Here is a 17006-nt window from a genome sequence, read left to right as displayed (position 1 = left end):
TTCCCGGTTTTCGATGGGGCTGCAGGAGCGTGTCGCATGAGTAACTCAAGATCGCTAGCAGGCGCACTACTTGTATCCGGGGTAGCCATGTTGTTCATGGCAGGCTGCGCACAAAACCCTGATGTGCGTGACAGCCACGATTATACGGCTGGCACTACCGTGAAAAGCCCACCTGCGTATCTGGGGTGCGTCAAAGGCGAGCTACAAAGCAATGTGAAAACCTATGAAGTCGAGGGTGATAACGCGGTCAGGCTTTTCGTCGAAAGCACTGACCCCGACAAGGCAGAGGGTCTTGTAGAGTTGCGGGGCACGGGAACCGAGCGCCACTTCACGGCCTATCAACGTGATGCCTGGTACGACCATGGGCGGTTGCTGGATGCTGCATTGATGTGTTCAAAAGCGTAAATCTCAGACCCAAGTCAAAAAGCCCGCCGTCGAGAGCGGGCTTCTTGTCTGAGGGGCGAATAACCTTGCGTGCCCAAGAAACGGCCTGTGGCTTGAGCAGCGTTGTTTTTTGCATTTGCCGGCCCCGCCCGTAATAATCGATGCATTTGGATGGAGAGTCGCAGGTGGAAGCAAGAAGCGTAGTCGCTGAAATGTTCATTGGGATTCCGACGCATTTCTGGGTTTTGCCTGTTGCCGGCCTGGTGGCCTACTACGGGCTGAAGTGGTCCGCCAGATCCAGTAAGCGTGCCACCCTGCTACAAGCCTCGACTTACCTGTTACTGCTGGCGCTGGCAGTTCTGCCCAACGGCTTTTATGCACTGTTTCCTCCTGCGCCCGAGCCTGATGTGCTATTGAATCAAACGCCGTTTCCCAACTATGCAGGGCGCTTCTACCTGGATGCGTTCTATGTCTTCAGTGGCTGGGCGCTGAGCAAAGTGATCAAGTTGAAGTTCAGCTGAGTCACAGCTCGCATACCTGATGCGCTGACGGGATCAGTAATTGCATACCCCTTTGAATCCGGCGCATCTGGGGGATACGGCAATGCTCTCTGAAGATCTGTACATCATGTTCCTGTTTGTCGGCAGTGTGTTGGCCCTGGATATAGCAGCCATCGTGTTGTACAGGGAAGCCAAGCCCTGACCCCGCGTTTTGCTCGCAATGGCGCCGGAGTTCATCGGGAGTTTCACTGTTGCGGCGTGCCCCCGGCTACTGGCAGAAATATCAGGTGCGCTACACTGACCCGCTTGGGCGCCGTCCTGCAGCAAGACTTTGGTTGATTAGTAACGCGGCGTCACCCCCGTTAGAATGCAGCGTATCCATAACGGCCGATTGCAAATGCCTACATTTCGTATTTTTCTCGCAACTGTGTTGGTTGCCAGCCTTGGCGGTTGCGCAACCCCTGGCAAACCCACAGCCAGCAAACTGACCAAAAAGTCGCCGCAGCAGTACGCCGCCTGTGTCCTGCCAAAATGGCAGGCGCTGGCACCCCAGGCCACGCAGAAGTCGATAGCCCACGGCTACCGGCTGACGGCGCCCAGTGCTGTAGCAAGCGACGATGTGCTTGATGTCGTCGACGTACGCGAGGGCAGCCGCGCGACCTTCTACAAGGGCAGCTTTCTGTCTGGCGACAAATTGCGCCAGGCTGCCAAGCAATGCCTGGATTGAGTTAGTAACCCGAGCTTGCTGAGCCGCGCAGAACCCCTACGGTTACCCCGCCTCATCCCGCTTGTTCAAATGCTCGCACTTCACCTGCGCCTCCTTCCGGCTCGGGTAGCTTGGCTTGAGCCGCTCCTTCGCCTGATTGTCATAAATGTCGAACCCTCCACAAACGGTAGCGGCGTAGTAGCGGCTGCCTACGCGGAACGACTCCTTTTCGATCGGCACAGCGGGAACGATAACGAATCTTGGTAGCATTTTTCGTGCCTCCCCAGGCAGATATTTAAGTATTAGTCCCACCAATGGTAAGCATCAAGAAGGCTCATGACGAAAGGCGCTTAGCACCCGTCCGTCACCTCGGTGATGGTCATCGCTAATCCTGATCCACAGTAGGGGAACACTTTTTCACCGGGGTGGTCTGTTATGGCAGTTGGACCAGCCGGTATTCGCCAGGCTGAAACCCCGCCAAGCAAGGGAATGGCGGTTGACTGAAGCTCAGCCAGGTAACGTCAGGTAAAAGCGGCCACGGCATATACACGGATCAGTATTGTGGTTTGTACTGTCCGGTTAAAGATGCCATTGATGAACACACTTCCGTTGCAGCCAAGCGCTGAACGCGGGGCGTTCTCCGATTTCGAGGCGTGTCGCAATACCCAGCAGGGCCCCGTGGTGATCCTTGCCTCCGGCGCTTCTGCCAAACAGTTTCCACTGGGCGAGTTTGCGCATTTGCCCATCATCGCCATGAACGGCTCGGTCGCCATGACTGCCGAACACGGCATCAAACCCTTCTTCTACGTGTGCACCGACAAAAGCTTTTGCCAGCAACAGCCGGCCTTGTTCGCCACTGCCGTGCGCGACAGCGAGCGCCTGGCCCTGTGGCCAGAGCAGTATGCGCGTGTCGATGTGCCAGCCCACACCCAGTGTTATGCCTTGCACAAAGCCGACACGCCGAGCCTGCTGGACGGTTTGCGCGGCCAGGGTGAAAGTTGCGTGTGCAACCGGGCACTGTGGAGCAAACGCAGCCGCTCGATCGCCTTCAGTAAAGACCTGGCCCAAGGCTTTTTCGATGCCCGCACGGTGGTTTATGTGGCCTTGCAGTTGGCCTATCACTTGGGCTTCGAAGACGTGTTGCTGGTAGGGGTAGACCTCGATCAGAGCGTCGGGCGCTTTTACGAGAACGGCCAAGGCCAGTGTTCGCCGTGCGGGCTCGACCAGCATTGGGACAGCCGTATCCTGCCGTCGCTGAAGCTGATGGCCAAGGAAGTGGTCAGCGAGCATTTCCATGTCTACAACCTGTCGGCAACATCACGCATTCCCACTGAGCTGATACCCAAGGTCACGCTCAGCCAGGCGCGGCACATTGCCGGCTGCGCAATGAACTGAGCAAGAAAGCGGATGCATGAAAGACTGTGGATGCGTACAGTGGGTCGATCGCAACTTGCAGGAGCCTGCTATGTCCAGCGCATTCACGATCATGCCATCGCCCGTCGGCGTGCTCACCCTTGTGGCCCGTGGCAACTGCCTGGCAGCCGTATTGTGGGAAGAAGAGCGGGAAAACCGCGTACGCCTGGGCGCAATGCACCGGGACGACCAGTGCCCGGTACTGCTGGAAGCCGCTCGCCAGCTGGGTGAGTACTTTGACGGCAAGCGTCAGCGTTTCGAGCTGGCGCTGGACTTTGCCGGTACTGAGTTCCAGCGCCAGGTGTGGGCCGCATTGCTGGCGATACCGTTCGGCGAAACCCGCAGCTACAGCGATATTGCCCGGCAGCTCGGCAACCCCAGGGCGGTACGCGCGGTAGGCGCCGCCAATGGCCGCAACCCGATTTCGATCATTGCTCCCTGTCACCGGGTAATCGGCGCGTCGGGCAGCCTGACCGGCTTTGCCGGTGGCCTGGCGGCCAAGCAGTATCTGTTGGCGCTGGAAGGGCGGCAAAGCCTGGCACTGGACCTGTAAGGCGTCAACCGAACCCGCTGGCAATCAGGCAGGCCAACACAGCCAGCACCGAACCGGCGATCAGGGTGTATTGCCGCCGGGCCTGACGTGCACGGGGCTCGACCTCACGCAGGTACTCGCCGGGCGTAGGCGCATCGGGCCGATGGCGCAAACCCTCGGCCACATCGGCAAGTTGACCCTGAATCAGCAAGCCGACCAGGCAGTAGGTGCAGGCGTAACTCAGCAACGCCAGAAACAGATAGATCATGCAAGGTACGGACTCAAGGGCAGGGTGATCGCACTGGCACTGCGGGTGTCGAGTACGATCAGGCCTTCACTGTGGTCATCCAGGCTGGCTAGCAACTGCCCTTGGCTGTCCCACGCGGCAGAACCGCCGGCACCGATGAAGGTGTCAGCCGGCCCCACGCAGTTGGCCATCAACACTGGCATGCCCAGCTCGCGCGCCACCTCTGGGTAGTGCGCATATCCCTCGCGGATACCCTTGGCGGTTTTCGCAACGCTGACCAGATACAGATCGGCACCGCGCTCGCGGGCCACGGCGGCATGCGCCAGGAACATCGATTCGTAGCAGATCGCCGGCGCCACCCGATGTTCACCCACCTCCAGCAGCAATGCCTGATCACCTGGGGTGAAGTAAGGCAGCTCATCATCATGCAAGCGCTGCTTGGCATAGGCCTGGCGCGGCGCCCCAGGACAGAAGATGGGCATGCCGATGCGTATGCCGTCGGGTGTCGGCAATGGCAGGCCCACGGCAACCGTAATGCCCAAGCGGTCACACGCTGCCTGCAGCGGGTCCAGGCGCGCGGAGGTGACGGGCAGGGCGGCCTGGCGTGCCACACTCGGCTCATAGCCGGTCAGTGACAGCTCGGGGAACACGACCAGTTCGGCACCCAGGGCCGCAGCCTGCTCGATGCAAACCAGATGGCGCTGGAGGTTGGCTGGCAAATCGCCCTTGAGCGACGCCAGTTGTACGGCGCACAGTTTCATCAGAACCATTCCCTGGTGAAGATTGACGTGCCGAGCATACTATCGGCACCAATGCCTGTTCCAGTGAAGGGTTTTTCAGGAAGCCTGAGGTGCGCGGTAAAACGCCCTCCGACCTGCGCAGCCACGGTACCTTGTGCCATGCTGTCCAGTGACAGCGCCATGAGCACGGCCTGCGCGAAAGCGGGCATGGTGCTACCAGCGGAGGAACACTGTAATGGCACGGTTTCGGCGGCTGATCGCCAATATCCGGGGACGGGACCTGGCGGTGGGCGATATCCATGGCCACTTCCAGCGCCTGCAACAATGCCTGGATGCGGTAGGGTTCGATCCGGCGGTGGACCGCTTGTTCAGCGTGGGTGACCTGGTCGACCGTGGGCCGCACAGCGAGGCAGCGCTGGAATGGCTGGCCCAGCCTTGGTTCCATGCCGTCCAGGGCAATCATGAGGCCTTGGCAATCACCCGCGTGCGCGGGGGGCGGCTCGACCTGGGCATGTACCGCGCCGCCGGCGGTGGCTGGTTTCTCGACTTGCCGCGGCGCGAGCAACTGCGTTTCGTGGAGCGTTTCGAGCAGCTGCCGATTGCCATGGAAGTGGAGAGTGCAGACGGGCTGGTAGGCCTGCTGCATGCAGACAGCCCGTTTGCCGACTGGGCAGTCTTACGCTCCTGGCTGGAACTGGATGACGACCCTGACGTGCGCCAAGTGTGCCAGTGGTCGCGTCGGCGCCTGAAAGAGGGAGACACCCAACCGGTGCAGGGCCTGCGAGCCCTGCTGGTCGGCCACACCCCGGTGCTGGAGGCCAAGCTGCTGGGCAATGTGTGGCACCTGGACACGGGGGGCTGGTCCAGCGGGCATTTCACCTTGGTCGACATGCGCACCTTGCAGCGGGTCAGCCCTGGGCCAGATGCAGCAACAACGCCCCTGCCAACAACACCAGCATGACCCCCGAGGCCCGCTCCAGCCACGCTAGGCTGCGGACGAATCGCCTCAGTACCCGCTGGTTGCCGATGGCCACGGCGACCAGCAAGTCCCAGAGCAGGACGATGCTGAACATCCATACGGCGTAGGCAGCCTTCCAGCCGGGGCTGACGCTGGCGACCATGCTCGCCAGGCTGGCATAGAACAACGCGTTCTTGGGGTTGAGGATGCCGGACAAGAAGCCCATGCCCAAACTGCGCCACCAGCCATGAACCCGCTGGCTGCCGGCGACTGCGCCCAGGCTGGTTTGCCCGGCATGGCGCAGGAACAGCACGCCGATGTACAGCAGGTAGCTGGCGCCTGCCAGTTGCAGGGTGGTGAACAGCGGGCCGCCCTGCTGCAGTACCGAAAGCCCGGTGAAGGCCATGACGATGAACGCGCCATTGGCCAGTGCTATGCCCAGGCAGGCGCCGCTGGCGATGCGCCAGCCGCTGTTGATCGCGTTGCGTGCGACCAGGAAAAAGTCCGGGCCAGGTGAGAGCAGGGCAAGGAAGTGGGCCAGGGCGATGATCATGAATTGCTGCATTGGGGGCTGCTCTACGGAAAAAACCGCAGTCTGCTGCCGGGCCCGTTCTGGCGTATTGAACAATATTGCACCTGCAGCAGCCTTCAGTTCCCCCGGTACTGCCCCGGCGTAACCCCCACATGGGCCTTGAACACCCGCTGGAAATGGCTCTGGTCAGCAAAGCCAAGCTGATAGGCCACTTCCGCCAGGGCCAGCCCTTCACTCAACAGTTGCCGCCCGCGATTGACCCGGGCATTGAGCAGGTAGGCATGCGGCGTGAACCCGGTAGCCGCACGAAACGCGCGGATCAGCTGATAGCGCCCAAGCCCCGCCTCCCGCGCCAACACCTCCAGGCTCAATTGCGCAGGGTCCTGCTGCTCGATGCGTGTAAGCAACCCGCTCAAGGTGGCGGTTTCCAGGGTGGGGGGCGCTGCCAGCGGTGGGTGCGCGGAAAAGTCCAGGTCGCCCAGAAAGGCAATCAGCGCCGCATCTTTCTCGCCGGTGCAGGCACTGGAAAACAGTAACCTATTCAGCGCGCAGAACTGCCGATATACCTCAGCCTCCCTGCAGATACGCACCGGTTCGCTGGCTCCGATACCGCCAAGACCTGACTCCAGGCGCAACTGCGTCAGCCAGTCAGCATCCACATGCAGCATCTGATAGCTCCAGGCCAGGCCGGGTGCAGGGTTGCAGGCATGCACGCGGTGGGCCGGGACCAGTACCAGCGTGCCGGGCGCCAAGTGATGCTGCCCGTCGGCAGCCCCGGTGAAATGGCTGCGGCCAGCATCCACCGCACCGATGGAAAACGTCGGATGGCTGTGGGCCTTGTAGCAGGCCCGGCTGTGGCAGGCGCGCCGGCTTTCGACATGTGCCAGGGCCGGGTCGCGCCACAGGGCGGCGTGGGAACGGGGCATTACAGGCTCCTCGGTATTGCCGGAAGGGTAACAGGTACCGTGCACCCGTACAGTTTTTATCACTGGCTGTTACTTGACCGCAGGGCCCGGAACGCGCCGAAATAGAGGGCTGTTGTCAGAGGAAAACGAGAATGGACCTTTCAAGCCTGCTGCTTTTCATCCCCGCCTGCTTCGCCTTGAACATGGCGCCAGGGCCAAACAACCTGTTGTCGTTGCACAACGCCAGCCGTTACGGCCTGCGCACCGCCTGTGTGGCAGGCGGCGGCCGTATCCTTGCCTTCTGCGGCATGATCGCCCTGGCAGCGATGGGCCTGGCAGTGGTGTTGCATACCAGCGAATACCTGTTCCTGGCCATCAAGGTGGTGGGCGCGGCCTACCTGTTTTACATCGCCTGGCAACTGTGGCGCGCACCGGTGAGCGAGACCGTGGTGGCAAGCGATCACCCAGGCGGCACTTGGCGCCTGGCGCGCCAGGAGTTCTGGGTGGCGGCCGGTAACCCCAAGGCCATCCTGATCTTCACCGCGTTCCTGCCGCAGTTCGTCTCGGTCGGTAGCAGCACCCCGGTGAGTGAGCAGTTCCTTTGGCTGGGTGTGTTGTTCCTGCTGTTGGAATGGGCGGCCATTGCCATCTACTCAGGCCTGGGCGCCTACATGCAGCGTTGGTTCAGCCAGCCTGGCCCACGCCGGATGTTCAACCGGGTCAGCGCTTCCTTGCTGGGTTGCGCGGGCCTCGGTCTGCTGGCTGCGCGCCGCTAGAACTGCCAGCGCACGCCCAGGTTCACGCCGCTGGCTTCCTGCTGGCGGCTGTCCAGGTTGGCGGTGTACTGCACGCCGCCATGCAGGCTCAGCGCTTTGTTGACCTGCGCTACCACACCGCTTTCCAGTTGCACTGAGGTATAGCGGTAATCGGTCCTGATCTTGTCTGCGTCATCGAAGGTCAAGGTGTCGCGCCCACCGTCGCCGTGCCACAGGTTGACCTGCGCATAGGGTTGCAACAGGCGGCCGCTGCTTCCTGTGAACGCACCCTCCAGGCGCAGGCCCAAGCGACCTGTCAGCTCGACCTGGGCGTCATGGCTGATGCGCGAGACGCTGTCGCTGGCGCTGTCCAGTGCGATCTTTTGCGCAATCAGCTGAGCTTGCGGTTCCACGCGCCAGCGCTCGGACAGAGTAATGGGGTAGCCCGATTCCAGTGAAGCTGTCCAGGCGTGGCCGTCGAGGTTGAGCGTGTCGCCACGATCGGAGCGGGCGCGGCCATCCAGGCGGGTGTACTGCAACACCGCGTCCAGGTACGCGCCCTGTGGCCCGACCAGCGTCCAGTAGGTGCCCACGCTATCGCCATCGAGCTTCAGGTCGCCCACGCTGCGGTCTTGAACGGCCAGGGCAAAACCTTTGACGTCGGCGTCCAGGCGGCTGTGGCTTACGTAGATACCGACATGCTGGCGGTAACCGTTCTCGCCAACCTTGGCATACAGGTCCTGGCCTACCTTGAAACCGTACAGGTCGCCATCCAGGCTCGGGCTGACCGTGCCGCTCCATTGCTGGCGCAGCGCGCCGCCGTAGGCTTGCCCCCAGCTGGCGGGCAGGGCGCTTTCACCCTGGAGTAACAGCTGGTCGCCCTGGCGTTGGTGGAAGGTGCCCAATGCCTGGCGGGCGATGATCGCGGCACCCCGTGGCGCTGCGGCATAAACCGGGACCTCGGGGCGGTACAGCGGCAGGCTTTGGCCCTGCGCCGGCGCAGGCAGCTCGGCCTGGCCGGGCGCGGGCGCAGCAACGGGTGGGGTCACGGCCGGGGCGATCACCGGCGGCTCGCCCGGTGCCGGCACAGGGGCGGGAGCGGGTGGCGCAACCAGCGTCGAGCGCAGGTACCAGCTGTTTTCACTGCCAGCAGTGACGCCGCCTTTGAACAGCCGGTAGTCGTAGGCACCGGCCGATAGCCTCTGGGCCTGTACAAAGGCGTTGGCCGTGCTGGTGGCGCCGTCACGGGCTTCGACCACCTGGATGCCGTTCTGCGCAGTCGCCGCACCTGCGCCGTTGAGGTTGTTGATGAGCACCTGGGTAGAGCCGGCGATCGCGCCGCGGCTGACCACCAGGCGATCGGAAGCTGCGCCATCGCCGGCCAGCACGCTGTTCAGGCGCAGGGCGCCGTTGTTGCCGGTGTAATCGCCCTCGATGCTCAAGCGGCCCATGGCATCATTGCCGGCTGTGAGGTCAAATGTACCTGCGTTGTTGATCGCGGCGCGCTGGTCTGGGGCAAATGCAGTGATTACCCCTTGGCGTGAAGTGATGCTGCTGCTGGCGTCGAGGGCGAGGCTGCCCGTGCTGCTGTTGCTGTCGCCCAGTACCAGTGTGTCATCCAGTGCCAGCCGGCTGCCATTGTTCAGCGCCACGCGCTCCCAATTCACATAGCGGGCACCGCCTGCCGGCTGGCTGGCATCGAAGGTCAGGCTGTCGGTACCGTCGCCGCCGTCCACAGTGATACTCAGCACCTCGGGCGTGAGGCCTTTTAGCAGTGCCGTGTCATCACCTGGCCCCGCATCCACGCGCCCGCCAATACGGCCACCGTCCCAGGTGAAGCGGTCGTTGCCAGTGCTCAGCAACACATCGCCGCCAACCTGGCCACCGTGCACCAGCACCTGGTCATCGCCACCGCTGACGCTGATATTGCCGCCGATGTTGCCATCGAAGACTTCGATGTAGTCCTTGTCGAAGGCCGCGATGACGTTCCGGTCGACGCTGCCGCCACGCATGATGAAGGTGTTCTCGTCCAGCCGCATGTTGACGTTGCCGATACGCCCGTTGTCCATTTCGGCATAGTCGCCGCTGTCGAACGTGCCCTTGATCCAGCCGCCGGTCATGTGAAAGGTGTCCAGGCCATCACCCTGGTTGAGGTTGCCTTCGATGACGCCGCCGCTCATGGCGAAGTCATCGATGCCGGAGCCCTGGTGGATGTTGCCGCCGACGCTGCCAGAGGCCATGTCGATGCTATCTTTGCCGGCGCCGAAGGTTACATCGCCGGTGATGGCGCCGCTACCGGATGCCGGGAATACCAGGCGGTTATCACCGCTGGTGTCCAACAGCGAGGGCGCCGTGCCGCTGTCACAGGTGTAGGTGTCGTTACCCGGGCCGGGTGAGAAGGTGCAAGCCGCGTTTGCGGCGGGCGGGGCCATGCCCAGCAGCGGCAGCGAACCCAGGGTCAACATCAGGCGTAGACGCATCAGGAAAACCTCCATTCTCCAGGGAGTCCTGCGCACCACGCGTGGTGTACAGGGTTACCCGGGTTGTATAGAGGAGTGCGTCACGATCACAACTGGCAAAAATGTCAGGTGGCAAAAGGCTAGCGCATTAGTCGCGGTAGAACGTTTGCACCAGGTGGTAGCCGAATTTGCTCTTGATCGGCCCGTGTACCACACGCAAAGGCTTCTTGAAAATCACCTGGTCGATGGCACCGACCATCTGCCCTGGGCGGATTTCGCCCAGGTCACCACCCCGCTTGCCAGATGGGCAAAGAGAGAACTTTTTGGCGAGCACGTCGAAAGCCTCGCCGTTGGCGATGCGCTGCCTGAGCTTTTCGGCTTCGTCAGCGGTCTTGACCAGTATGTGGCGGGCTTGGGCTTTCATGGGCTACCTGTGTATCGGGAAAAAAGGCGGCATTATGCCTGATTGAATCCAGTAGTAGCGATCGCGCCCAAATGGCCGCGATGAATGTCAAATCTTCAGCTCTGCGCGATCGCGAAACTGCTCCAGCGCCTCCGGGTTGGCCAGCGCATCGGTGTTCTTCACCGGCAACCCATGCACCACATCGCGAATCGCCAGTTCCACCAGCTTGCCACTGATGGTGCGCGGTATGTCGCTGACCTGGGCGATCACCGCCGGCACATGGCGGGGTGTGGTGTACTGGCGTATTACCTGGCGGATGTGCTGGCGCAGGGCTTCATCCAGCTGCAGGCCGTCGTGCAGGCGCACGAACAGCACCACCCGCACATCCCCGTTCCAGTCCTGGCCGATGGCCACGCTTTCAACGACCTGTTCGACTTTTTCCACCTGGCGGTAGATCTCCGCCGTGCCAATGCGCACGCCGCCCGGGTTGAGCACGGCGTCGGAGCGACCGTGGATCACCATGCCCCCGCTGGCACGCTGCTCGGCGTAGTCGCCTTGGGCCCACACCCCCGGGAACTGGCTGAAATAGGCATCCTGGTAACGGCGGCCGTCCGGGTCGTTCCAGAAGCCGAGTGGCATCGAGGGGAAGTTGCGCGTGCACACCAGCTCGCCTTTTTCGTCCACCACGGGCTGACCCTGCTCGTTCCACACCTCCACCGCCATACCCAGGCCCTTGCACTGGATTTCGCCGCGACGCACAGGCAGGGTCGGGTTGCCCAGCACGAAGCAGGAGACGATATCCGTACCGCCCGACATGGACACGAGCCACAGGTCGGCCTTGATCTTGTCGTACACATAGTCATAGCTGTGCGGTGACAGCGGCGAACCGGTGGACATCAGCAGCCGCAGGCTGGTCAGGCAGTGGCTGGTGGCGGGTTCCAGGCCTGCCTGCTCCAGTGCCGCCAGGTACTTGGCGCTGGTACCGAAGGCGTGGATGCCCTCGGCCTCTATCAGGTCCAGAAGGCGCCCGGGGCCCGGGTGGAACGGCGAGCCGTCGTACAGCACCAGCGTGGCACCCACCGCCAGGCCGCTGGCCAGCCAGTTCCACATCATCCAGCCGCAGGTGGTGTAGTAGAACAGCACGTCGTCGGCCTTCAGGTCGTTGTGCAGGCCGTGTTCCTTGAGGTGTTGCAACAGCACGCCTCCGGCGCGATGGACAATGCACTTGGGCACGCCGGTGGTGCCACTGGAATAGAGGATGTACAGCGGGTGGTCGAACGGCAGCGGGGTGAAACGGGGCTCGCCGCCGGGCTGGAAGAAGTCATCCCACAGGCTGACGTTGGCTGCCTGGAATTCGTCGGCACGCGTGCCTTTACGGGTATGGGGCACCACGATCAGTTGCTCCAGGCCAGGCAGCTGCGCGCACACCTGGTTGACCTTGGTCACCTGGTCGATGGCCTTGCCTGCATACTGGTAACCGGCGCAGACGATCAGCAGCTTGGGTTCGATCTGGCCGAAGCGGTCGATGATGCCGTGCACGCCGAATTCGGGCGAGGAGGAGGACCAGACTGCGCCAAGGCTGGTGCAGGCGAGCATGGCCACCAGTGTTTGCCAGGTATTGGGCATGATGGCCGCTACCCGGTCGCCCGGGACGATACCTGCAGCCTTGAATGCCGTTTGCAGCCCGGCCACCTGTGCGGCCAGTTCAGCATGGCTGAACACTTCGCGCTGGCCATCTTCGCGTACGGCGACCACGGCCGGGCGGTCGTCGCGGCGGCGCAGCAGGTGTTCGGCAAAGTTCAGGGTGGCATTGGCGAACCACTGTGCATCGGGCATCTGCGGCCCTTCGCTGAGCACCTGGCTGGGCGGGGTATGCCAATGTACGTGGAAATACTCGGCAAGGGTTTGCCAGAAGGCAGCCCGCTGTTCGATGCTCCAGCCGTGCAGGGCCTGGTAGTCGTCGAGCTGCAGGCTGTAGCGCAGGTTGACCCGGCGGCGGAAGGCATCCATCCGGCTGGCCTCGATCTGCGTTGTGGACGGGCGCCAGAGCACATCGTTCATGCCGAATCTCCTTTACCGGAACAAAGCAGGCTCAGTGCAGGATCAGCCTTGTGTTGCGAAGAAGCTGATCCTGCAGAGAAAGCGGTTCTGCTTACTCTACTTTAGCCTTTTGCACATCCTGCGATGCCGACCACACGCGGTAGCGCACTTCGACATCCTTGGGCGCATACACCACTACCGGCAGCTTGCTGTTGTAGCGCAGCAGGAAGCCGTTGCCGACCACCGGCACGAAGGCCTCGGTCTTCTTGTCGTCCGGGCAGGCCATCAGTGTGCTGGCCGGGCCGCTGACGTTGTCCAGGCGGTAGTAACTGTAGCCCCAGCCTTCCAGGGTGCGTTCTTCGAGGCTGCCGCCCAAGCGCTGGCGATTGCAGTCGACCTGCAGGGTCTTGCCAGCGAGGATTTCCAGTTTATAGGCCGACTCATCGGCCTGGGCCGGCAGGTGGATAACCTGCCGGGTGAAGCCTTTTTCCGCCTCGGGGTAGGGCGCGATGTCCTTCAGGCTGGCGGCCGTCGCAGGTGCGGCGGCGGCCAGGCTCAGGGCCAGAATCGCGGTCATTGGGGTAGGGCGCATAAGGCCTCCTTGCTGATAAACGAATGCGCGGCCGCCGCCAGGCCCAGGCCGCCCGTCACTGGGCCAACCAGCCACCATCGACGTTCCAGGCGGCGCCGCGAACCTGGCTACCGGCCTCGCTGCACAGGAAGAGTACCAGCTCACCGAGGTGTTCGGGGGTAACGAAGGCCAGCGACGGTTGCTTTTCTGCCAGCAGATCGTGCTGCGCTTGCAGCCGATCGCCACCCTTGGCTGCACGATCGTCGATCTGCTTTTGCACCAGCGGCGTCAGCACCCAGCCCGGGCAGATGGCATTGCAGGTGACACGACTGGTGGCGGTTTCCAGGCCGACCACCTTGGTCAGGCCGACCACACCATGCTTGGCTGCCACGTAGGCTGCCTTGCCAATCGAACCGACCAGGCCATGCACCGAAGCGATATTGATGATGCGCCCCCAGTTACGCGTGCGCATGCCCGGCAGTGCCAGGCGGGTGCCATGGAATACGGCCGACAGGTTCAGGGCGATGATCTTGTCCCAGCTTTCCGGCGGGAACTGTTCGACGGGTGCCACATGCTGGATACCGGCGTTGTTGACCAGGATGTCGACGCCGCCGAACTCACGTTCGGCCAGGTTGAACAAGGCCTCGATCTGGATCACATCCGACAGGTCGGCCGGGTGATGCACAACCTTCACCCCGTGCCGGGCAATTTCCGCCATGGCGGGGCCCGGGTCGCCAAAGCCGTTGAGCACGATGTTGGCGCCAGCCCGGGCCAATACCTGGGCGATGCCCAGGCCAATGCCGCTGGTGGAACCGGTGACGAGTGCAGTTTTGCCTTCAAGGGTCATGCCATGCTCCTTAGACGATGCCAGTGGCGTAGAACGTGGTGATGACCACGAACACCGCCAGGGTCTTGATCAGGGTAATACCAAAAATGTCCTTGTAAGCCTCGCGGTGGGTGAGGCCGGTCACCGCCAGCAAGGTGATCACCGCGCCGTTGTGTGGCAGGGTGTCCATGCCGCCGCTGGCCATGGCGGCTACCCGGTGCAGCACTTCCAGCGGGATGTCGGCTGCGTGGGCGGCGGCGATGAACGTGTCGCCCATGGCCGCCAGGGCGATGCTCATGCCGCCCGAAGCGGAGCCGGTGATGCCGGCCAGCAAGGTCACGGTGATGGCTTCGTTCACCAATGGGTTGGGGATGCCGCGCAGGGCATCGGCCAGCACCAGAAAACCCGGTAGCGAGGCGATTACCGCGCCAAAGCCGTATTCCGAGGCGGTGTTCATGGCTGCCAGCAAGGCACCGCCCACCGCGCTTTTGGTGCCTTCGGCCAGACGTGTACGAATGGCGCCAAAGGCGCACACCAGGACCATCAGTATGCCCACCAGCAACGCGGCCTGCACAGCCCAGATGGCCGTCAGCTTGGCCACGTCGCTGTGTACCGGTGCACTCATGCCTGGCAGTTGCAGGCTGTGACTGGGGCCGTACCAATGCGGTATCCAGTGGGTGAACACCAGGTTCATGACCCCCACCAGTATCAGCGGCGACAGCGCCAGCCAAGGGTTGGGCAGGCTCAGGTCGGCAGCGGTTTCCGGTTCGTTGCGCAAGTCGGTGCCATAACCCTCACCGGCGCGCAGGGCCTTGTTGCGCTGGCGCTGCAGGTAGGCCATGCCGGTAAAGAACACGAACAGCGTGCCGATCAGGCCCAGCCACGGTGCGGCCCAGGCGGTGGTGTTGAAGAAGGTGCTGGGGATGATGTTCTGGATCTGTGGGGTGCCGGGCAAGGCGTCCATGGTGAACGAGAATGCGCCCAGGGCGATGGTGGCCGGAATCAGGCGTTTGGGGATGTTGCTCTGACGGAACATTTCGGCGGCGAACGGGTACACCGCGAACACCACCACGAACAGCGAGACACCGCCGTAAGTGAGCAGCGCACAGACCAGTACGATGACCAGCATCGCCTGGCGGGTGCCGAGCATGCGGATGGCCGCAGCGACGATCGAGCGGGAGAAACCGGACAGCTCGATCAGCTTGCCGAACACCGCGCCCAGCAGGAATACCGGGAAGTACAGTTTGATGAAACCGACCATTTTCTCCATGAACACCCCGGTGAAAGCAGGGGCGACGGCAGAAGGGTCGGTGAGCAGGACAGCGCCGAGGGCGGCGATGGGGGCGAAGAGGATCACGCTGTAACCGCGGTAGGCGGCCAGCATCAGCAAGGCCAGAGCGGCGAGTGCGATGAGCACGGTCATCGGGGTGGGTCTCCTGGGTGAGTCTTGTTTTTATCGTTGAACAGGAGATAGCGGGAATCGTGCCAACAATGTAACTGGCTGATTTGTAAGGGTTAAATGAATTTTCTTGAAGTCGCTGTCTACATTAAGAGACGCCTGGCGTCTACTCTGCAGCCCATTTGCTGGCCTGCACGCAATCGAGAGCGCAATCAACGCGGCAATCTCAAACCAGAAACAAAAATCTCCAATCAGAGACCAAGTGCCACCATCTTCTTGTACAGCGTCGACCGCCCCAGCCCTAACGCTGCCGCTGCCTCTGGCACTTTCCCCCCATGCTCGGCCAGTGCCCCGGCAATCAGGCCGCGTTCAAATGCCTCGCACGCCTCGCGGTAGGTCTGCCGTACAGGCGCCTCAGCCAGCGAGCTCAATGGCCCCAGTGCCGCACGCAAGTCCGCAACCCCCAACCGGGGCTGATCCGCCAGCAAAGTCGCGCGCTCCAGCACATTGCGCAACTCGCGAATGTTCCCCGGCCAGGCATGCCTGGCCAGCAGTTGCTGCGCTTCAGTTTCCAGTTCGTACTGGCTGCCCAGCTCAGCCAATATGGCTTCGCACAGCGCCGGCAGGTCCTCCAGCCGTTGCCGCAACGGCGGGACATCGATCGGCAGCACATTCAGCCGGTAATACAGGTCGGCGCGGAAGGCCCCGCGGGCCATGGCAGCCTGCAGGTCGATGGAGGTGGCGGCGATGATGCGCACATCGCTGCGCAGCATCTGGTTCGAACCGACCGGCTCGTATTCCTTTTCCTGCAGCACCCGCAGCAGCTTGCTCTGCAGGGCCAGCGGCATGTCGCCGATCTCGTCGAGGAACAACGTGCCGCCTTCGGCCAGTTGCAGCTTGCCGCTGCGCCCTTTGCGATCGGCACCGGTAAAAGCACCCGGCGCAGTGCCGAAGAATTCGGCTTCCAGCAGCGTCTCCGGGATGGCTGCGCTGTTGATGCTGACAAAGGCTTTGTGCGCCCGTGCCGACGCTGCGTGAATGGCGTGGGCCAGCAGTTCCTTGCCGGTGCCGGTTTCGCCCAGCAGCAACACGGGTGAATCGCTGCCGGCGCCACGCCGGGCGCGTCGCTTGGCTTCCAGGCTGGCCGCGCTGCTGCCTACGAACTGGGCGAAGCTGTACTTGGCCTGGCGGGCGCGCAGTTGCGAGCGGGTCGAGGCCAGTTCCTGCTGCATGCTGGAATAGCGTTTGAGCAGCGGCGACAGGCTGCGCAGTTCGTCGAACAGGGCAAAGCCGATGGCGCCGATCAGCGTGCCTTGGTCGTCGTGGATGGGCAGGCGCATGACAACCAACGGCTCGTTCTGCGTGTCGAGCATGTCCAGCAGGATGGGGCGGCCATTGCTCACCACGTCGCGCATCAGGCTCCCAGGGATCACCGTTTCGCAGGGTTGGCCGATGGCACTGGCAGCGTCGGCCAGGCCAAAGCGTCGGGCATAGCGTTCGTTCATCCAGACGATGCGCGCCTGGCGGTCGACGATCACCGTGCCTTCGCTGGACTGCTCGATGATCTCGAACAGCGAGCGGATCGCCAGTTGCCGTACCTGGGGGTAGTCCTTGAGGCTGTCGCTTTCGTGCATGG

The 17006-nt window shown here is 62.7% G+C and carries 20 protein-coding genes; 7 read left to right on the top strand and 13 right to left on the bottom strand.

What is annotated here, in order from left to right; all coding sequences use genetic code 11:
* The first annotated feature begins 36 nt into the window (after positions 1 to 36).
* The 3 genes from INQ47_RS03610 (at position 37) to INQ47_RS03600 (ending at position 1611) form a co-directional block, all read left to right on the top strand.
* The gene (locus INQ47_RS03610) at positions 37 to 405 is read left to right on the top strand and encodes a hypothetical protein (RefSeq protein WP_404701114.1); all 369 of its coding nucleotides are present in this window, start codon (positions 37 to 39) and stop codon (positions 403 to 405) included.
* Positions 406 to 596: 191 nt separating this feature from the next.
* Positions 597 to 905: a hypothetical protein gene (locus INQ47_RS03605; protein WP_252460962.1), complete on the top strand. Its 309-nt coding sequence runs from the start codon at positions 597 to 599 to the stop codon at positions 903 to 905.
* Between the two features lie 346 nt (positions 906 to 1251).
* Complete coding sequence (locus INQ47_RS03600) at positions 1252 to 1611, top strand: hypothetical protein (RefSeq protein ID WP_404701113.1); 360 nt, start codon at positions 1252 to 1254, stop codon at positions 1609 to 1611.
* Positions 1612 to 1653: 42 nt separating this feature from the next.
* On the opposite strand, the gene INQ47_RS03595 is transcribed toward INQ47_RS03600, so the two are convergent.
* Entirely contained in the window at positions 1654 to 1860 is a 207-nt protein-coding gene (locus INQ47_RS03595; RefSeq protein ID WP_176684567.1) for a hypothetical protein, read from the bottom strand.
* A 324-nt stretch (positions 1861 to 2184) separates the two neighbouring features.
* Between INQ47_RS03595 and INQ47_RS03590 the strand changes: the two genes are divergently transcribed.
* Together INQ47_RS03590 and INQ47_RS03585 are read left to right on the top strand one after the other, a co-directional pair.
* Positions 2185 to 2985, top strand: a complete 801-nt coding sequence (locus INQ47_RS03590) for a lipopolysaccharide biosynthesis protein (protein ID WP_404701112.1) — start codon at positions 2185 to 2187, stop codon at positions 2983 to 2985.
* Positions 2986 to 3055: 70 nt separating this feature from the next.
* A complete protein-coding gene (locus tag INQ47_RS03585; RefSeq protein WP_404701111.1) occupies positions 3056 to 3556 on the top strand; it encodes a methylated-DNA--[protein]-cysteine S-methyltransferase in 501 nt (166 codons plus the stop codon).
* Between the two features lie 4 nt (positions 3557 to 3560).
* Here the strand turns inward: INQ47_RS03585 and INQ47_RS03580 are convergent, their stop codons facing one another.
* From INQ47_RS03580 to INQ47_RS03570, 3 genes are read right to left on the bottom strand one after another with little or no spacing between them, the layout of a single operon-like run.
* A complete protein-coding gene (locus INQ47_RS03580) occupies positions 3561 to 3803 on the bottom strand; it encodes a hypothetical protein (RefSeq protein WP_054888825.1) in 243 nt (80 codons plus the stop codon).
* Positions 3800 to 4543: a carbon-nitrogen hydrolase family protein gene (locus INQ47_RS03575; RefSeq protein ID WP_404701110.1), complete on the bottom strand. Its 744-nt coding sequence runs from the start codon at positions 4541 to 4543 to the stop codon at positions 3800 to 3802. The genes INQ47_RS03580 and INQ47_RS03575 overlap by 4 nt, the downstream gene beginning before the upstream one ends.
* The gene (locus tag INQ47_RS03570; RefSeq protein WP_325950832.1) at positions 4543 to 4731 is read right to left on the bottom strand and encodes a hypothetical protein; all 189 of its coding nucleotides are present in this window, start codon (positions 4729 to 4731) and stop codon (positions 4543 to 4545) included. Before INQ47_RS03570 ends, INQ47_RS03575 begins: the two co-directional genes overlap by 1 nt.
* A gap of 26 nt (positions 4732 to 4757) precedes the next feature.
* Here INQ47_RS03570 and INQ47_RS03565 point away from each other — a divergent pair, with 26 nt between their 5' ends.
* Entirely contained in the window at positions 4758 to 5483 is a 726-nt protein-coding gene (locus INQ47_RS03565; protein WP_176684563.1) for a serine/threonine protein phosphatase, read from the top strand.
* Here INQ47_RS03565 and INQ47_RS03560 read toward each other — a convergent pair.
* Together INQ47_RS03560 and INQ47_RS03555 are read right to left on the bottom strand one after the other, a co-directional pair.
* Entirely contained in the window at positions 5431 to 6045 is a 615-nt protein-coding gene (locus tag INQ47_RS03560; protein ID WP_404701109.1) for a LysE family translocator, read from the bottom strand. The two genes, INQ47_RS03565 and INQ47_RS03560, sit on opposite strands and share 53 nt — an antisense overlap.
* 83 nt (positions 6046 to 6128) lie before the next feature.
* Positions 6129 to 6938 carry an AraC family transcriptional regulator gene (locus INQ47_RS03555; protein WP_404701108.1) on the bottom strand — a complete coding sequence of 270 codons (810 nt, stop codon included), beginning with the start codon at positions 6936 to 6938 and terminating at the stop codon, positions 6129 to 6131.
* Between the two features lie 131 nt (positions 6939 to 7069).
* Between INQ47_RS03555 and INQ47_RS03550 the strand changes: the two genes are divergently transcribed.
* A complete protein-coding gene (locus INQ47_RS03550) occupies positions 7070 to 7693 on the top strand; it encodes a LysE family translocator (protein ID WP_101196066.1) in 624 nt (207 codons plus the stop codon).
* On the opposite strand, the gene INQ47_RS03545 is transcribed toward INQ47_RS03550, so the two are convergent.
* From INQ47_RS03545 to INQ47_RS03515, 7 genes are all read right to left on the bottom strand, one after another.
* Positions 7690 to 10167 (bottom strand): autotransporter outer membrane beta-barrel domain-containing protein, encoded by a 2478-nt coding sequence (locus tag INQ47_RS03545; RefSeq protein WP_404701107.1) that lies wholly within the window; start codon positions 10165 to 10167, stop codon positions 7690 to 7692. The genes INQ47_RS03550 and INQ47_RS03545 overlap by 4 nt on opposite strands.
* A gap of 112 nt (positions 10168 to 10279) precedes the next feature.
* Positions 10280 to 10555, bottom strand: a complete 276-nt coding sequence (locus INQ47_RS03540; protein ID WP_014860332.1) for a peptidylprolyl isomerase — start codon at positions 10553 to 10555, stop codon at positions 10280 to 10282.
* Positions 10556 to 10642: 87 nt separating this feature from the next.
* Complete coding sequence (locus tag INQ47_RS03535; RefSeq protein ID WP_404701106.1) at positions 10643 to 12595, bottom strand: acetoacetate--CoA ligase; 1953 nt, start codon at positions 12593 to 12595, stop codon at positions 10643 to 10645.
* Positions 12596 to 12686: 91 nt separating this feature from the next.
* Complete coding sequence (gene eco / locus INQ47_RS03530; protein ID WP_404701105.1) at positions 12687 to 13166, bottom strand: serine protease inhibitor ecotin; 480 nt, start codon at positions 13164 to 13166, stop codon at positions 12687 to 12689.
* Positions 13167 to 13221: 55 nt separating this feature from the next.
* Positions 13222 to 13992: a 3-hydroxybutyrate dehydrogenase gene (hbdH, locus tag INQ47_RS03525; RefSeq protein ID WP_404701104.1), complete on the bottom strand. Its 771-nt coding sequence runs from the start codon at positions 13990 to 13992 to the stop codon at positions 13222 to 13224.
* Between the two features lie 10 nt (positions 13993 to 14002).
* Entirely contained in the window at positions 14003 to 15394 is a 1392-nt protein-coding gene (locus INQ47_RS03520) for a GntP family permease (RefSeq protein WP_404701103.1), read from the bottom strand.
* Between the two features lie 227 nt (positions 15395 to 15621).
* Entirely contained in the window at positions 15622 to 17004 is a 1383-nt protein-coding gene (locus tag INQ47_RS03515) for a sigma-54 interaction domain-containing protein (protein WP_404701102.1), read from the bottom strand.
* Positions 17005 to 17006: the final 2 nt, after the last annotated feature.

This window comes from Pseudomonas sp. 3HC3, assembly GCF_044904505.1.
Classification (GTDB): Bacteria; Pseudomonadota; Gammaproteobacteria; order Pseudomonadales; family Pseudomonadaceae; genus Aquipseudomonas; species Aquipseudomonas putida_Y.
Note: the sequence above shows the minus strand (reverse complement) of the source record. Positions and strands in the feature narration are given on the sequence as shown.

Excerpts from the sequence above, each read along its gene's own strand:
- INQ47_RS03515 (WP_404701102.1), bottom strand. The coding sequence starts at position 17,004 with ATGCACGAAAGCGACAGCCTCAAGGACTACCCCCAGGTACGGCAACTG.
- INQ47_RS03580 (WP_054888825.1), bottom strand. The coding sequence starts at position 3,803 with ATGATCTATCTGTTTCTGGCGTTGCTGAGTTACGCCTGCACCTACTGC.
- INQ47_RS03520 (WP_404701103.1), bottom strand. The coding sequence starts at position 15,394 with ATGACCGTGCTCATCGCACTCGCCGCTCTGGCCTTGCTGATGCTGGCC.
- INQ47_RS03610 (WP_404701114.1), top strand. The coding sequence starts at position 37 with ATGAGTAACTCAAGATCGCTAGCAGGCGCACTACTTGTATCCGGGGTA.
- INQ47_RS03560 (WP_404701109.1), bottom strand. The coding sequence starts at position 6,045 with ATGCAGCAATTCATGATCATCGCCCTGGCCCACTTCCTTGCCCTGCTC.
- INQ47_RS03540 (WP_014860332.1), bottom strand. The coding sequence starts at position 10,555 with ATGAAAGCCCAAGCCCGCCACATACTGGTCAAGACCGCTGACGAAGCC.
- INQ47_RS03605 (WP_252460962.1), top strand. The coding sequence starts at position 597 with ATGTTCATTGGGATTCCGACGCATTTCTGGGTTTTGCCTGTTGCCGGC.
- INQ47_RS03550 (WP_101196066.1), top strand. The coding sequence starts at position 7,070 with ATGGACCTTTCAAGCCTGCTGCTTTTCATCCCCGCCTGCTTCGCCTTG.
- hbdH (WP_404701104.1), bottom strand. The coding sequence starts at position 13,992 with ATGACCCTTGAAGGCAAAACTGCACTCGTCACCGGTTCCACCAGCGGC.
- INQ47_RS03575 (WP_404701110.1), bottom strand. The coding sequence starts at position 4,543 with ATGAAACTGTGCGCCGTACAACTGGCGTCGCTCAAGGGCGATTTGCCA.
- INQ47_RS03565 (WP_176684563.1), top strand. The coding sequence starts at position 4,758 with ATGGCACGGTTTCGGCGGCTGATCGCCAATATCCGGGGACGGGACCTG.
- INQ47_RS03535 (WP_404701106.1), bottom strand. The coding sequence starts at position 12,595 with ATGAACGATGTGCTCTGGCGCCCGTCCACAACGCAGATCGAGGCCAGC.
- INQ47_RS03570 (WP_325950832.1), bottom strand. The coding sequence starts at position 4,731 with ATGCCCGCTTTCGCGCAGGCCGTGCTCATGGCGCTGTCACTGGACAGC.
- INQ47_RS03555 (WP_404701108.1), bottom strand. The coding sequence starts at position 6,938 with ATGCCCCGTTCCCACGCCGCCCTGTGGCGCGACCCGGCCCTGGCACAT.
- INQ47_RS03600 (WP_404701113.1), top strand. The coding sequence starts at position 1,252 with ATGCAGCGTATCCATAACGGCCGATTGCAAATGCCTACATTTCGTATT.
- INQ47_RS03545 (WP_404701107.1), bottom strand. The coding sequence starts at position 10,167 with ATGGAGGTTTTCCTGATGCGTCTACGCCTGATGTTGACCCTGGGTTCG.
- INQ47_RS03585 (WP_404701111.1), top strand. The coding sequence starts at position 3,056 with ATGTCCAGCGCATTCACGATCATGCCATCGCCCGTCGGCGTGCTCACC.
- eco (WP_404701105.1), bottom strand. The coding sequence starts at position 13,166 with ATGCGCCCTACCCCAATGACCGCGATTCTGGCCCTGAGCCTGGCCGCC.
- INQ47_RS03595 (WP_176684567.1), bottom strand. The coding sequence starts at position 1,860 with ATGCTACCAAGATTCGTTATCGTTCCCGCTGTGCCGATCGAAAAGGAG.
- INQ47_RS03590 (WP_404701112.1), top strand. The coding sequence starts at position 2,185 with ATGAACACACTTCCGTTGCAGCCAAGCGCTGAACGCGGGGCGTTCTCC.